This is a genomic window from Halobacterium wangiae, from assembly GCF_021249345.1.
In the GTDB taxonomy this organism is placed as follows: Archaea; Halobacteriota; Halobacteria; order Halobacteriales; family Halobacteriaceae; genus Halobacterium; species Halobacterium wangiae.
In genome coordinates, this window is the sequence record NZ_CP089588.1 from 218,039 (window position 1) to 230,942 (window position 12,904).

Genomic DNA, 12,904 nt, shown 5'->3' on the forward strand with positions numbered 1-12,904 from the left:
CGCGTGAAGGCACGCTTAAGGCCCGCCCCAATCATCTCCCGGGCATGCAACTACGGGACCTCTCCGACCACGTGGAGTACCGTGCCGGTCGGGGTATCGAGGAGGTCGCTCGCGAACTCGGCCGCGAGCCGAGCGAGTTCGTGAAGCTCTCCTCGAACGAGAACCCCCACGGACCGAGTCCGAAGGCCGCGAGCGCAATCCGCGAGGCCGCCGCGGAGGTCCACCGCTACCCGAAGGCCGTCCACGCCGACCTGACGGCCGCCGTCGCGGACCGCTGGGACCTCTCCGACGAGCAGGTGTGGCTGGCCAACGGTGGCGACGGCGCGCTCGACTACCTCGCGCGAGCGACCCTCGACCCCGGCGACACCGTCCTCGTGCCGTCGCCCGGGTTCACCTACTACGGGATGAGCGCGCGCTTCCACCACGGCGACGTCGCGGAGTACGACGTGACCGAGAACGACGGCTTCGCGCTCACCGCCGACAGCGTCCTCGACGCCTACGACGGCGAGCGCGTCGTCTACCTCACGAGCCCCCACAACCCCTCCGGCGGGCGGTTCTCGCTCGACGACGTTGAGCGGGTCGCCGACGAGACTGGGCCGGACGCGCTGGTCGTCGTCGACGAGGCGTACGGCGAGTTCGCCGACGCACCATCCGCGGTCTCGCTGCTCGACGAGCGCGACGACGTGGCGGTCCTGCGCACGTTCTCGAAGGCGTACGGGCTCGCCGGCGTCCGTCTCGGCTACGCCGTCGTGCCCCCGGCGTGGGCCGACGCGTACGCTCGCGTGCAGACGCCGTTCGCGGCGAGCGCCGTCGCCTGCACGGCGGGCCTCGCGGCGATGAAAGACGACGACCACGTCGAGAAGTCGGTCGGGAGCGTCGAGTGGAGCCGCGAGTACATCCACGACGAACTCGACGCGGAGACCTACGAGAGCCACGGGAACTTCGTGCTCGCCGACGTCGGCGATGCGACCGAGGTGACCGACGAGGCGAAGTGCGAGGGCGTGCTCGTCCGGGACTGTTCGAGTTTCGGGCTCCCGGAGCACGTCCGCATCACCTGTGGCACCCGCGAGGAGACCGAGCGGGCGGTCGCGGTGCTGAACGAGGTGCTCGCGCGGTGAGAGTCGCGGTCACGGGGACGCCCGGGACGGGCAAGACGAGCGCGACCGGGCTACTGGAGACGGACCTCGACGTCGTCCACCTCAACGACCTCATCGAGCGCGAGGGGCTGTTCACGGAGGTCGACGAGGCACGCGACAGCAAGGTCGCCGACCTCGAGGCCGTCCGCGACTGGCTGGAGGGCGACGAGGACGTGCTCGTCGAGTCACACCTCGCGCACCTCCTGGACGTCGACCGCGTCGTCGTCCTTCGGTGTGCCCCCGAGGAACTGGCCCGCCGGCTGACCGAGCGCGGGGAACCCGAGGCGAAGGCGGAGGAAAATGCAGAGAGCGAGGCGCTCGACGTCATCCTCTCCGAGACCGTGAGCATTCACGGCGAGGACAGCGTCTACGAGATAGACACCACGGACCGCGACCCCGACGAGGTGGCGACGGAGGTCGAGGTCGCCATCGCCGGCGACCGGGACCCCTCCGCCGGGGACGTCGACTTCACGGAGTACCTATGACACTCGATAGATTCCGCCCGGTGGCGGACCGCGCGCTGCGACCGTGGGTCAGGGGCGCGAAGGCGGTCGGCGCGACGCCGAACGCGATAAGCGTCGTCGCGTTCGCGCTCGCCGTCGGGGCGGGCGCGGCGTTCTACGTCGCCACGCCGCTGGCGTACGCCGTCGGTGCCCTCCTCGTCTTCCTGAACGGCTGGCTCGACCTGCTCGACGGCGCGCTCGCGCGGGACCTCGGCACAGACTCGCTGGCCGGGGACCTCCTCGACCACGTGCTCGACCGGTACGCCGACGTGATCGTCGTCGCCGGGCTCGCCGCCGGCATCGGGCGCTACGACCTCGGACTCGCCGCCGTCACGGGCGTCCTGCTCACCTCCTACCTCGGCACGCAGGCGCAGGCGGTCGGCCTCGACCGGGTGTACGGTGGCCTGCTCGGGCGCGCGGACCGCCTCGCGCTCGTCGGGTTCGTCGGCGGTCTCACTGTGTTCGTTCCGACTGTCGCCGGGTTCACGCTGGTCGCGTGGCTGCTCGGGCTGTTCGCGGTCGTCGGCCACCTCACGGCGGTCCAGCGCTTCGTCTCCGCGTGGCGGCAACTCGTGTAAACTACCCTACCCTATTTCGCTCACCCCATACGAGGTTCGCTCGTTGAGGGTGGGGCTTTGATGTGGACTCGCGGTGATCAGTCGCCAGCAATCGGCCGATGACTCTCACCGTTCACCATCCCACCAGTTATACGCACGTCTACTAGTGCGTCTCCGTCCCCCGACGTGGGCGAGGACCGGAGTTTGTGTTGTCGCTTCCGGGCATACCGAAGCCCGATGTTCTTCGCCGCGTTGTAGTCTGCGTTCACCTCGTACCCACACTTCTGGCAGTGGAAGTGTTCACCGTCGCGGTTGTTTCGGTGCGTGAACCCGCAGTCCGTCCGGGAACAGCGTTGGGACGTATGGTTCGGCCTGACTTGTTCCACTGAGACGCCCTGTTCCGGGGCTTTGTACTCGACGTAGTCAAACAGACGTTGGAATGCCCAGAGATGGTGCCACTTCGCTTGCGGAAGTCGCTCACGAATGTCGGTCAAGTCCTCAAACACGATCACGTTGCAGTCGTGTTCGACAGCTTCTGACACTATTTCGTTCGCGACGGTGTGGATGTACTGTTTACGCCAGGCTTCCTCGCGATTCCCGAGGCGAAGAAGTGCGTTGTGCGCTGCTTGCGTTCCGCGCTGTTGGATTTCTCCCCGTCGCTTTTCGAACTCCCGAGTCCAGTGGTCGTAGTCGCCTCCCTGCCAGAACGTTCCGGTCGAGGAGATTGCGAGGCTGTTGACGCCGAGGTCGATACCGAGGACTGTTTGGTGCTCAGCATCTTCCGAAACCTCGGACGAGTCGCCATCGTCCCCGTCTTTGTCAGCGTCGTACTTCCGCATGGTGATGTGGAAATAGAACTCGTCGTCCGCTGCGTCATACTGGAGCGTGCTCGCACGGAACTCAAACTCTTCGGACAACACGTACCGTTCGAATGGCGTCGGACTATCTGAAGGGAGTTCGAAGTCGCATTCAACTCGTCCGTTGACCGTGGAGAGTGAGACGTTGTTCCGGTAGAACGTGGCGCTCCGTTTGTCGTAGAGCATACTCCACGACGTGAACTCAGGTTGGCTCACTCGCTTGCCGTTCTTCCACCGTTCGACGCAGCCTTTCGTAGCTTGGACAGCGCGTCGAATGGCTTCTTGGACGAGGTTGGCGGTGAGGTCAGTTTCGCCGCGGAGTTCGTCATAGAGTTCGTCACGGGCTTTGGAGTTCGATGTGATACAGTCCTTGTAGGATTTGTCCGCCCAGCAGTAATCTGCGGCACGATTGGCGCAGTAAAGGAATTGTCGTGCGGTTTTGTGGAGGTCCTTGCGTCGCCCGTCAGGAACGACGAGTTTGACGGGCGCGGTACGTCGTACCTCCATACTTCAGATGTAAGATTAGGGGTTCTTAAACGTTCGAGGGTCGAGATCCTATGTAATCGGTTGTTCCACACGCTGTCAGTTTCCTCTCCGGCCAACTCACTCCTTTCAGACGCACCTTGAGCCCAGATGCTCCCCCTTTAAACAGGCTGAACGGCTGCGCGACCGGGCGTGCCATTTAAACGTGCCCCCGGGCAAGTAGCGGTATGGTTCAGTGCGAGATGTGTGGTGCTGACGTTCCGAACCCGAAGACCGTGAAGGTCGAGGGAGCGGAGTTGGACGTCTGCGGCGACTGCGCAGACTTCGGCACGGAGGTCGAACAGCAGTCCTCCAGCACTACCAGCACGAAGTACTCGACGTCCTCGTCGTCGGGCGGCTCCTCCGGTTCGTCTGGCGGATCCTCCGGGTCCTCGGGCGGCCGGCGCCGCCGGGACATGTTCGACGAGATGGAGGAACTGGCCGGCGACTACGACGAGCGCATCCGGAACGCTCGCGAGGCGGAGGGGCTCAGCCAGGAGGAACTGGCCGACGACCTCAACGAGAAGGCCAGCGTCATCCGGAAACTCGAGCGCGGCGCCAGCCTCCCGAGCGACGACGTCCGCGAGAAGGTCGAGAAGCGTCTCGGCATCGTCCTCACGGAGTCCGGCGACACGAGCGACGAGGAGTGGTCCTCCGAGAGCGACAGCGCGGGGCTCACCCTCGGCGATAAGGTCCGCCGGAAGGGCGACGACAGCTAGGAACTTTTTTCGACCCTGCGGCCGGTTCTCCGGTGTGTTCGTACTCGTCAACCTGAAGGCCTACCCCTGCGACCCGGTCGCGGTCGCGGCGGCCGCACGGGACGTCGCCGCAGAGACAGAGACGACTATCGCCGTCGCGCCCCAGACCGCGGACCTCGCGCGGGTCGCGGAGACGGGCGCGACGACCTACGCCCAGCACGTCGACGCCGTCGAGCACGGCAGCCACACGGGCAGCGTGCTCGCGGAGTCCGTCGCGGACAACGGCGCGACCGGGACGCTGCTCAATCACTCCGAGCACCGCCGCAAACTCGCGGACATCGACGGCAGCCTCGACGCCGCCGGGCGCGTCGACCTCGACACCGTCGTCTGCGCGAACAACCCCGAGCAGGTCGCGGCCGCCGCGGCGCTCGGCCCGGACGCCGTCGCTGTGGAACCCCCCGAACTCATCGGCACCGGGACGCCGGTCTCGCAGGCCGACCCGGACATTGTCGAGGACGCGGTCGCCGCCGCCGAGGCGGTCGACCCGGGCGTCGACGTCTACTGCGGTGCGGGCATCAGCACGGGCGACGATCTGGCCGCGGCGCGCGACCTCGGTGCGACCGGCGTGTTGCTCGCGAGCGGCGTGGCGAAGGCCGACGACCCGCGGGCGGCACTCGAAGACCTCGTCGAGCCGCTCGCCTGAGGACGGGTAGCACACCTTTTTCGCGGGGGGCGACCAATGGCGCCCATGGACTCCGAACGAGTAGCCATCGTGACGGCGGCCGGCAGCGGTATCGGCGAAGCGTGTGCGCGGCGACTGGCCGACGACGGCTACACGCCGGTGTTGCTGTCGAAGTCGGGTGCCGCCGTTGACGTCGCCGAGGAGCTCGGGGGCGTCGGCTTCGAGGGGTCGGTGACTGACCCGGACGACATCGCCGCGCTGGTCGACGCCGCGGTCGAACGGTACGGCCGCGTCGACGCCGTGGTGAACAGCACCGGTCACCCGCCGACCGGCGACCTGCTGGACATCACCGACGAGGAGTGGCACGGCGGCCTCGACCTCGTGTTGCTGAACGTCGTGCGGATGGCCAGGCTGGTGACCCCGGTCATGCGCGAGCAGGGCGGCGGCGCTATCGTGAACATCTCGACGTTCTCCGCCTTCGAGCCGAGTGCAGAGTTCCCCGTCTCCTCTGTGCTCCGGGCGGGCCTCGGGAGTTTCACGAAGCTCTACGCGGACCGGTACGCGGCCGACGGCGTCCGCATGAACAACGTGCTGCCGGGCTTCACGGACAGCTGGCCGATCGACGACGAGACGGCTGCCGAGATTCCGATGGGGCGGGCCGCAGAGACCAGCGAGATAGCCGACGCCGTGGCCTACCTCGCCTCGTCGGACGCGAGCTACGTCACGGGGCAGAATCTCCGCGTCGACGGCGGGTTGACGGACTCGGTGTAGAAACGGTCACTCCGACTCGATGACGTAGCCGTCTCCCTGCTTCCGCAGCACGCTCTCCTCGCGCAGTTTCACGATGGAGCCCGTTGGCTGGGGCTGGCGTTCGTGGTCCGCGTCCGTGCGCGCGAGGTGGCCGACGACCTGCGCCGACGGCGGTTTCTGGGCGGCGCCGCAGTCGTAGATGGTGAGGAGTTGGCCGCCGTCCTCGGCGTCGTAGACGACGACGTGGGCGTGTCGGGCGAGTCGCCACGTCTCCTCGTCGACCTGCGGGAGTTTGTTCACACGCGCTGTAGGCGGAGGCGGGCCAAAAACCTACTCGAAGTCGCCGAGTGACACCTGTCCGTCGCGGTCCGACTGGTCGTCCTCTCGGTCCCGGTCGTAGCGCCCGCGGTCGAGCGTGCCGTCGCCGTCACCGCTGGCGTCGGCGTCCGCGAAGCCGTCGAGGTTCGCCTGCTCGCGCTCCGAGAAGTCCAGGTTCGAGACGCGGACGCCGACCTTCCGGACGCGTTCGTCGGCGAACTCGTCGAGGAGGTCCTGGGTGACGTCCTCCACGAGGTCGGGGTCGTCGACGGGACCGGGCAGCGACTCGGCGCGCGTGTGGACGTCGTACGGCGGCGTGACGACCTTGACGCCGATGGTGCGGTAGAAGGCGTCCTTGCGGGTGGCGCGGTCGGCGACGGCCTCGCCGAGCGTCCGAGCCTGCTCGCGGACGCGCTCGAAGTCGTCGGTCGCGCCGTCGAAGGAGGACTCCCGGGAGAGGCTCTTGGGCTTCCCGCGGGGTTCGACAGGGCGGTTGTCGACGCCGCGGGCGCGCCGGTGGAGTTCCCGGCCGCGCTCACCGAAGCGCTCAACGAGTTCGTACGGGTCGGCGGCAGCCAGGTCGCCCGCGGTGTCGATACCCATCTCACGGAGTTCGCGGGCACGGACCGGGCCGACGCCGTGGACGTCCTCGATCTCGATGGGCGCGAGGAACTCCCGGACCTCGTCGGGTTCGACGACGACGAGGCCGTCGGGCTTGTCGTGGTCGCTGGCGAGTTTCGCGGTGCTCATGTCCGGGGCGACGCCGACGCTCGCGGGGACGCCGACCTCCCGCTGGATGCGCTGTTTGACGTGGCGGCCGAACCCCTCGGCGACGTCCCAGGCGGTGCGCTCGGTGACGTCGAGATACGCCTCGTCGATGCTCACCTCGCGGACGGTGTCCCCGAGTTCGTACAGAATCTCCTTGACCTCGCCGCCGACTTCCTGGTAGAAGTCCATGTCGACGGGACGGTAGTAGCCGGCGTCCGGGTCGTCGGGTTCCTCGGCCTTCCGCGGGAGGTTGTCGAGGGCCGCGCCGATGGCCTGCGCGCTCTCGACGCCGTACTCCCGGGCCTCGTAGCTCGCGGTCGCGACGGCGCCGATGGTCTCGCCGGCCTCGTACCCCATCCCGACGACGAGTGGCTCCCCCTCGAGTTCGGGTTCCCGCAGGCGCTCGCAGGAGGCGTAGAAGCAGTCCATGTCGACGTGGAGGACGATGCGCTCCGCGCGGTCTGGCGCCCCTGGGAGTCGCTCGCCGGCGGGCATCACTCGCGGGTGAGAGCCCCGTCCAGATAAACGACCGGGTGACGGGTGGCTGTCGGGGAACGGGTGCTCGGGGCGACCGTGGAACCGCCGGAACGGAGGAGTGGTCTACTGGCCGGGGAGGATCTCGACGACCGAGTCCTCTTCGCGGGCGTCCTCGAGGGCGTGTTTTGCGCCCATGCCGGCGTCGTGGGGGGAGACGCCGTGGCCCACGCCGACCCGGAGGTCGACGCCCGCCGCCTCGCGGACGTGTGCGATGGCGTCGGCGTAGTCGGCCTCGGTGAGCGCCGGACAGACCGCGATGATGTTGTCCCCGCCGACGAAGAAGGACAGAGAGTCGTGGGCGTCGTGCATGTACTTCATCAGTTCCGCGTACCCCTGTTCGATGTGGATGAACGAGGAGAACGCGTCGAGTTCGTCGGTGTACTTGCCGGTGGCGTCGACGACGTCGAAGTGCGCGATCTGGACGTCGTCGTCGCTGCGCTCGGACTCCTCGATGGGCTGGCCGAGCAGCGCCTCGGTGCGGTCGGCGTCCTGGGCGCTCCCCTGGTCCTGGAGCGCGGCGGTGGCGTCCACGAGGCCGTCCGCCGGGGAGGCCCCCGTGCCGATGGAGAGGCTGACGGTGACTGGGTAGCGGTTCCGGATGGACTCCTGGATGCGCGCGTGGTCCTCGAGGTCGAGTCCGTTGGTCACCGCGAGCATGTTGTCGAAGCGCGTGAAGAAGACGTAGCCGTCGCGCATGCCGAACGCCTGCGAGAGGTCGGCGTACAGCCGCGACTGGAGCGTCTGGAGGTCGACTTCGCGGCGCGGTGACGGCGTCACGGTCCACGGGCCGTAGTTGTCGAGTTGGACGAGCGTAACCTGCGTGTTCGTCACGGTTACCGGGAGTCCGCGCGGCGCAGGTATATCGGTTTTGGATTGCGTTCCAAATGTGTTCTGTAGGCCCGGCCTCCGACGGTCGTTCAGTCGGCCGCCGGGCGGCCGTAACTCCTCGCAACCGTGTGAACTACTAACAGCGTGGAGGTCCTGCGTTCCGTATGCGCTACACGACCGGAGACAGCGGACCGCCGACCGTCCACGGTCGAGACGGCAGATGACTGGCCGCCAACTCTCCCGTCGGGCGCTCCTCCAGACGGGTACGGCGCTCGGGGTCGCTGGCGTCCTCGCGGGCTGTCTCGACGACACCGGCGGGAACGCGGCCCAGCCGACGACAGCCGAGGACGGGACGACGTCCGGAACCACGTCGCTCCCCGACAGCGTCGGCACCGAGTTCGTGGCGGGCGGGTTCGCCGCCCCGCTCGGCGTCGAGTTCGCACCCGGCGACACCGAGCGTACGTTCGTCGCCGACCAGGTCGGCGTCGTCCACGTCGTGGAGTCGGGCGGCGTCCGCGACCAGCCGTTGCTCGACGTCCGCGACCGCATGGTCGCGTTGAGCGGCTACGAGGAACGCGGCCTCCTCGGGTTCGCCTTCCACCCGGAGTTCGACTCGAACGGTCGCCTGTTCGTCCGGTACAGTGCGCCCCCGGCCGACGACACCCCGGACGACTACAGTCACACGTTCGTCCTCTCGGAGTTCCGGGTGGGCGAGGACCTGGAGGCGGACCCGTCCAGCGAGCGGCGCCTGCTCGAACTCCCCGAACCCCAGTCGAACCACAACGCCGGTAGCGTCGTGTTCGGCCCCGACGGCTACCTCTACGTCGGCGTGGGCGACGGCGGCGCGGGCAGCGACGTGGGCACGGGCCACGTCTCGGACTGGTACGACGGGAACGAGGGCGGCAACGGCCAGGACGTGACGTCGAATCTGCTCGGGAGCGTGCTCCGCCTCGACGTCGACGAGACTGGCGACGGCGCGCCCTACGCGGTCCCCGAGGACAACCCGCTGGTCGGCGAGCCGGGCCTCGACGAGCAGTACGCCTGGGGGTTCCGCAACCCGTGGCGGCTGTCGTTCGCCGGGGAGACGCTGTTCGTCGCGGACGTCGGCGAGAACCGGTACGAGGAGGTGAACGTCGTCGAGCGCGGCGGCAACTACGGCTGGAACGTCCGGGAGGGAACCCGCTGTTTCGGCGCGGACTCCCCGGGGTCGCCTCCCGAGGACTGCCCCTCGGAGACGCCCGAGGGCGACCCTCTCCGCGACCCCGTGATCGAGTACTCTCACTCCGGCGGTGACGTCGAGGGCGTCTCCGTCATCGGCGGCTACCGCTACGCTGGGGACGCCGTGCCCGCACTCGACGGACGGTACGTCTTCGGTGACTGGCAGTCCGGGGGCGACGTGTTCGTCGCGACGCCCGTCGACGACGGGCTGTGGCCGGTCAAGTCGGTGTCGCTGGAACACGCCGGCGAGAACCCGCCGGGCCAGTACCTGCTGGCGTTCGGTCGCGACCACGAGGACGAACTGTACGTCGCGACGACAGCCGCCGCCGCACCATCGGGCGAGAGTGGTGCGGTCCACAGACTCGGCTCCAGCGACTGAACGCACGCCTCGACTGGCCGCGCGGACAGGTCCGCCGAGGTCGGCTCGGCGGGAGGCGGGAGAACGGGGCTGCTACTGCAAGCACGGGCGTTATCGGAGTCCACGACCTCGTACAACGTATGGGGTTGCTCGACTCGATTCGGAGCCGAATCGGGAGTGACGACGAGATGGACCTGGAGACGTACACCTACGAGTGCGAGGCCTGCAACAGCCACTTCGAGTTGCCCGTGCCGGACCACGAGGACATGCAGTGTCCGGTCTGCGACGACCACAACGTCGCGCGGATCGAGACGCCGTAGCCCGTAGCCTGTTCTCTCTCGCGCGCGATCGAACACCGGACCACGCCGTTCTTGGGTGACCTGCCGTACAGTTCTGCCGCCAGCAATCCGAGCCCGCAGCCCGTGGTAGAATCGCTCGGGTAGCGCCGCCGTCGTCACCACCAGTTGCCGCCACACTGCATCCATTCTACTTACCAGATACTGTCGATTTCACGGGCGTAAGCCCTCCTTACCGCCGATAACGTCAATCTACTGTGAGGGGAAGTTAAGGGGGACAGGTCCAATGGCTCGGCATGCACCGCCGCAAGTTCCTGGGTCGTGGCGCCGCAGTAGGTGGTGCTTTACTGGGCCGTAAGTCCGTCCTATTCGCCCAGCTGAACCTGGGTCTGGGCGGCGTGTCGACTCGCGGCGACGGCAGCCTCCCGCCCCGGGACGCGGGCATCTCGGGCGAGGTCGAACGCGTCGCGGGATCGGACGTGACGGTGGACGTGACGTGCCACGACCCGAGGCCGGAGTTCGAAGTCGTCGTGGTCCGCCGCGAGTATCCCACGGGGGAGGTCCTGGGCCGCGGCGCGAGCGAGCGGTTGCGAGCACCCGACGGCGGTCAGTCGAGCAGCGTCACCGTCGCGGTTCCACGCGAGAACCGCGACCCGGGCGCCTGGTTCTACGAGGTGTACGTCCGAGGTGCGGGCGAAGCCGAAGTCGAGGCCTACCTCTGTGAGTCCGCGCCGTTCCGGTGGGCGAACGGGACCGGGAGCGAACTGTCGGCGGCGGACCGGGTGACCGACGCGCACCCACCTGTCCAGGGCACCTGGTTCGACCGTCGCCTCGCCGGCAACGACTACGTGCTGACCTACCGCTGGCAGGACGCCGACGACGACGTCTGGTCGGTGGACTACCGACTCCGCCGGTCCACGCACGAGGCGGCGGTGGCCGCCGAGCGTGGCTACACGACCACCTACGAGGAGTCGCTGTCGAGCCCGGTCGCGAGTGACGTCGCCGCGACGCTCGAACGCGACGCCAGGTGTGTCTCCAGAGCGGACGAGGCAAGCGGGGACGCGCCCACACTGGGAGCGCTCGACGCGGGCCGGCGCTTCGACGTCCTGGTTCGCTTCGTGCAGACGCTACACTACGCTCGTGACGCCGAGTCCCTGGGCACGTACGACTACCACCGGACCGTCGAGGAGACGCTCGTGGCCGGCGTCGGCGACTGCAAGGACCGAACCTACCTGCTCGCCGGGTTGCTGTCGGCGGCCTTCGACTGCGAGACGGCGCTGTTGTTCCAGGCGGGCCACCTCATCATGGGTGTCGACCTCGCGGACGTCCCGGCGCTCCCCTACGACGTCGAGTCGCTGACGCTGGGCGGACGGGAGTACCTCCCCATCGACCCGTCGCTGCGCGGCCCAATCGACTACTACCCGGACGACCCGTTCGTCGCGGCGTACGGCGACGGCGAGTGGTTCTACACCGACCCCGCCGCGATGGGAGCGGGCGTGGACGACGTGGTCCGCGACTGGCTGGAGAAGACGGACGTGGCGCCGCAGGTGTTCTGAGCCGCCCGTCGCGCCGACACCGGAGGACGGGTCTCGAGTCAGGTCTCGGGCTCCACGCGCTCGCTCGTCACTCGACGTGTGAGTCGTACACCGCCTCGCTGAGCGTGTCGCGGTGGCCCTCGTTGGGGCCGCCCGCGATAGTCAACAGTCGAGCGTCCCGGAGGTAGCGCTCCACGTGTCGCTCCGTCGTGTACCCGATGCCGCCGTGCAGCTGCATCGCGGTGTTCGCGTTCTCGACGGCCGCCTCGGTCGCGTGCACCTTCGCCATGCTGTACGCTCTCGTCGACGCCTCCCTCCGGTCGGCCGTCGCGGCGGCGCGGAGCGTGAGCAGTCTGGCAGCGTCGACGTTCGTCGCCATCTCGCCGACCTCCCAGGTGACCCCCTGGAAGTCGGCGATCGGGTGGTCGAACTGCTCGCGCTGGGCCGTGTACTCGACGGTGTCCTCGAGGGCCGCCCGGGCGATACCGACGGCGCGCGCGGGGACGTTCACGCCGGTCGCGAGTTCGCCCCGCTGGACGTACCCCTCGCCGACGGCCCCCACGCGCTGGTCGTCGGGGACGCGGACGTCGGAGAGCGTTGCCTTCGGCGACTTCACGGGGTTCGCGCCGAGCGTGTCCCAGACGGTCTCCACGTCGAACTCGTCGGCGGGCACGAGGAACGCCGTGACGTTCCGCGGTGCGTCCGCGTCCGGTCCCGTCTTCGCGTACGTGAGCACGTAGTCCGCGTGGCTGAGGTTCGTTATCCAGCGCTTGTGGCCGTCCAGCAGCCACTCGTCGCCGTCCCGTTCGGCGGTCGTCTCCATCGCTAGCTTGTCGCTCCCGGCGCGTTCCTCGCTCAGTCCGAGCGCACCCACGGTGTCGTAGGACGCCATCTCGGGGAGGAACCGCTCGCGCTGGGCGTCGGAGCCGAACCGCTCGAGGACCTCCGCGACGCCGAGGTGCAGCGACAGCGCGCTCGCGACGGGCATCAGCGCCGCCGACAGTTCCTCGACGACGACCGCCAGTTCGGTCATCCCCTCGCCCATCCCACCGTACGCCGCCGATATCGTCAACCCGCCGTACCCCATCTCCGCCAGGTCCTCGAGGATCCCCTCGGGGTACGTCTCGGTCTGATCGAGTTCGATGGCGCGCGGTCTGATGGTCTCCCGGGCGTATCGCCTGGCCTCCGCGCGCAGCGCCCGCTGGGAGTCGGTGAGCTGGAGCGTCACGACGCGACACCCCCGGACTGGCACTGGCGGTCTCTGGACCGTTGGCCGGTGTCGTCGAGAAGGGCGAACGGGACGGTGGGCCGTTTCGCGGCCCGCGTAGCACACTCGGAGCG

14 protein-coding genes are annotated in these 12,904 nt (G+C 68.5%); 9 read left to right on the plus strand and 5 right to left on the minus strand.

Features of this window, described 5'->3' with window-relative positions:
* Window positions 1-44 precede the first annotated feature (44 nt).
* Genes hisC through LT965_RS01110 form a run of 3 tightly spaced genes read left to right on the plus strand, consistent with a single transcriptional unit; the run spans window position 45 to window position 2,217 of the window.
* Window positions 45-1,118 carry a histidinol-phosphate transaminase gene (gene hisC / locus LT965_RS01100; protein ID WP_232702172.1) on the plus strand — a complete coding sequence of 358 codons (1,074 nt, stop codon included), beginning with the start codon at window positions 45-47 and terminating at the stop codon, window positions 1,116-1,118.
* Entirely contained in the window at window positions 1,115-1,621 is a 507-nt protein-coding gene (locus LT965_RS01105) for an adenylate kinase family protein (protein ID WP_232702173.1), read from the plus strand. Before hisC ends, LT965_RS01105 begins: the two co-directional genes overlap by 4 nt.
* Window positions 1,618-2,217: a CDP-alcohol phosphatidyltransferase family protein gene (locus tag LT965_RS01110; protein WP_232702174.1), complete on the plus strand. Its 600-nt coding sequence runs from the start codon at window positions 1,618-1,620 to the stop codon at window positions 2,215-2,217. The genes LT965_RS01105 and LT965_RS01110 overlap by 4 nt, the downstream gene beginning before the upstream one ends.
* 77 nt (window positions 2,218-2,294) lie before the next feature.
* Here LT965_RS01110 and LT965_RS01115 read toward each other — a convergent pair whose 3' ends face one another.
* On the minus strand, window positions 2,295-3,560 hold the full coding sequence (locus LT965_RS01115) for an RNA-guided endonuclease InsQ/TnpB family protein (protein WP_232702175.1): 1,266 nt from the start codon (window positions 3,558-3,560) through the stop codon (window positions 2,295-2,297).
* Between the two features lie 203 nt (window positions 3,561-3,763).
* Here LT965_RS01115 and LT965_RS01120 point away from each other — a divergent pair, with 203 nt between their 5' ends.
* Genes LT965_RS01120 through LT965_RS01130 form a run of 3 tightly spaced genes read left to right on the plus strand, consistent with a single transcriptional unit; the run spans window position 3,764 to window position 5,726 of the window.
* Window positions 3,764-4,294, plus strand: a complete 531-nt coding sequence (locus LT965_RS01120; protein ID WP_232702176.1) for a multiprotein bridging factor aMBF1 — start codon at window positions 3,764-3,766, stop codon at window positions 4,292-4,294.
* 34 nt (window positions 4,295-4,328) lie between these two features.
* Window positions 4,329-4,976 carry a triose-phosphate isomerase gene (gene tpiA / locus LT965_RS01125; protein WP_232702177.1) on the plus strand — a complete coding sequence of 216 codons (648 nt, stop codon included), beginning with the start codon at window positions 4,329-4,331 and terminating at the stop codon, window positions 4,974-4,976.
* 45 nt (window positions 4,977-5,021) lie between these two features.
* Window positions 5,022-5,726, plus strand: a complete 705-nt coding sequence (locus tag LT965_RS01130; protein WP_232702178.1) for an SDR family oxidoreductase — start codon at window positions 5,022-5,024, stop codon at window positions 5,724-5,726.
* 6 nt (window positions 5,727-5,732) lie between these two features.
* Here LT965_RS01130 and LT965_RS01135 read toward each other — a convergent pair whose 3' ends face one another.
* The 3 genes from LT965_RS01135 to LT965_RS01145 all read right to left on the minus strand — a co-directional run bounded on the left by LT965_RS01135 (window position 5,733) and on the right by LT965_RS01145 (window position 8,159).
* Window positions 5,733-6,005 carry a hypothetical protein gene (locus tag LT965_RS01135; protein WP_232702179.1) on the minus strand — a complete coding sequence of 91 codons (273 nt, stop codon included), beginning with the start codon at window positions 6,003-6,005 and terminating at the stop codon, window positions 5,733-5,735.
* A gap of 30 nt (window positions 6,006-6,035) precedes the next feature.
* Entirely contained in the window at window positions 6,036-7,286 is a 1,251-nt protein-coding gene (gene dinB, locus LT965_RS01140) for a DNA polymerase IV (RefSeq protein WP_232702180.1), read from the minus strand.
* Window positions 7,287-7,391: 105 nt separating this feature from the next.
* A complete protein-coding gene (locus LT965_RS01145) occupies window positions 7,392-8,159 on the minus strand; it encodes a GTP cyclohydrolase III (protein WP_232702181.1) in 768 nt (255 codons plus the stop codon).
* Window positions 8,160-8,376: 217 nt separating this feature from the next.
* On the opposite strand from LT965_RS01145, the gene LT965_RS01150 reads away from it, so the two are divergent.
* The 3 genes from LT965_RS01150 (at window position 8,377) to LT965_RS01160 (ending at window position 11,584) form a co-directional block, all read left to right on the plus strand.
* Window positions 8,377-9,753 (plus strand): PQQ-dependent sugar dehydrogenase, encoded by a 1,377-nt coding sequence (locus tag LT965_RS01150; RefSeq protein ID WP_232702182.1) that lies wholly within the window; start codon window positions 8,377-8,379, stop codon window positions 9,751-9,753.
* A gap of 119 nt (window positions 9,754-9,872) precedes the next feature.
* Window positions 9,873-10,052: an FmdB family zinc ribbon protein gene (locus LT965_RS01155; RefSeq protein WP_232702183.1), complete on the plus strand. Its 180-nt coding sequence runs from the start codon at window positions 9,873-9,875 to the stop codon at window positions 10,050-10,052.
* Between the two features lie 374 nt (window positions 10,053-10,426).
* Complete coding sequence (locus tag LT965_RS01160) at window positions 10,427-11,584, plus strand: hypothetical protein (protein WP_232702184.1); 1,158 nt, start codon at window positions 10,427-10,429, stop codon at window positions 11,582-11,584.
* Window positions 11,585-11,651: 67 nt separating this feature from the next.
* On the opposite strand, the gene LT965_RS01165 is transcribed toward LT965_RS01160, so the two are convergent.
* Window positions 11,652-12,791 (minus strand): acyl-CoA dehydrogenase family protein, encoded by a 1,140-nt coding sequence (locus LT965_RS01165; protein ID WP_232702185.1) that lies wholly within the window; start codon window positions 12,789-12,791, stop codon window positions 11,652-11,654.
* Window positions 12,792-12,904: the final 113 nt, after the last annotated feature.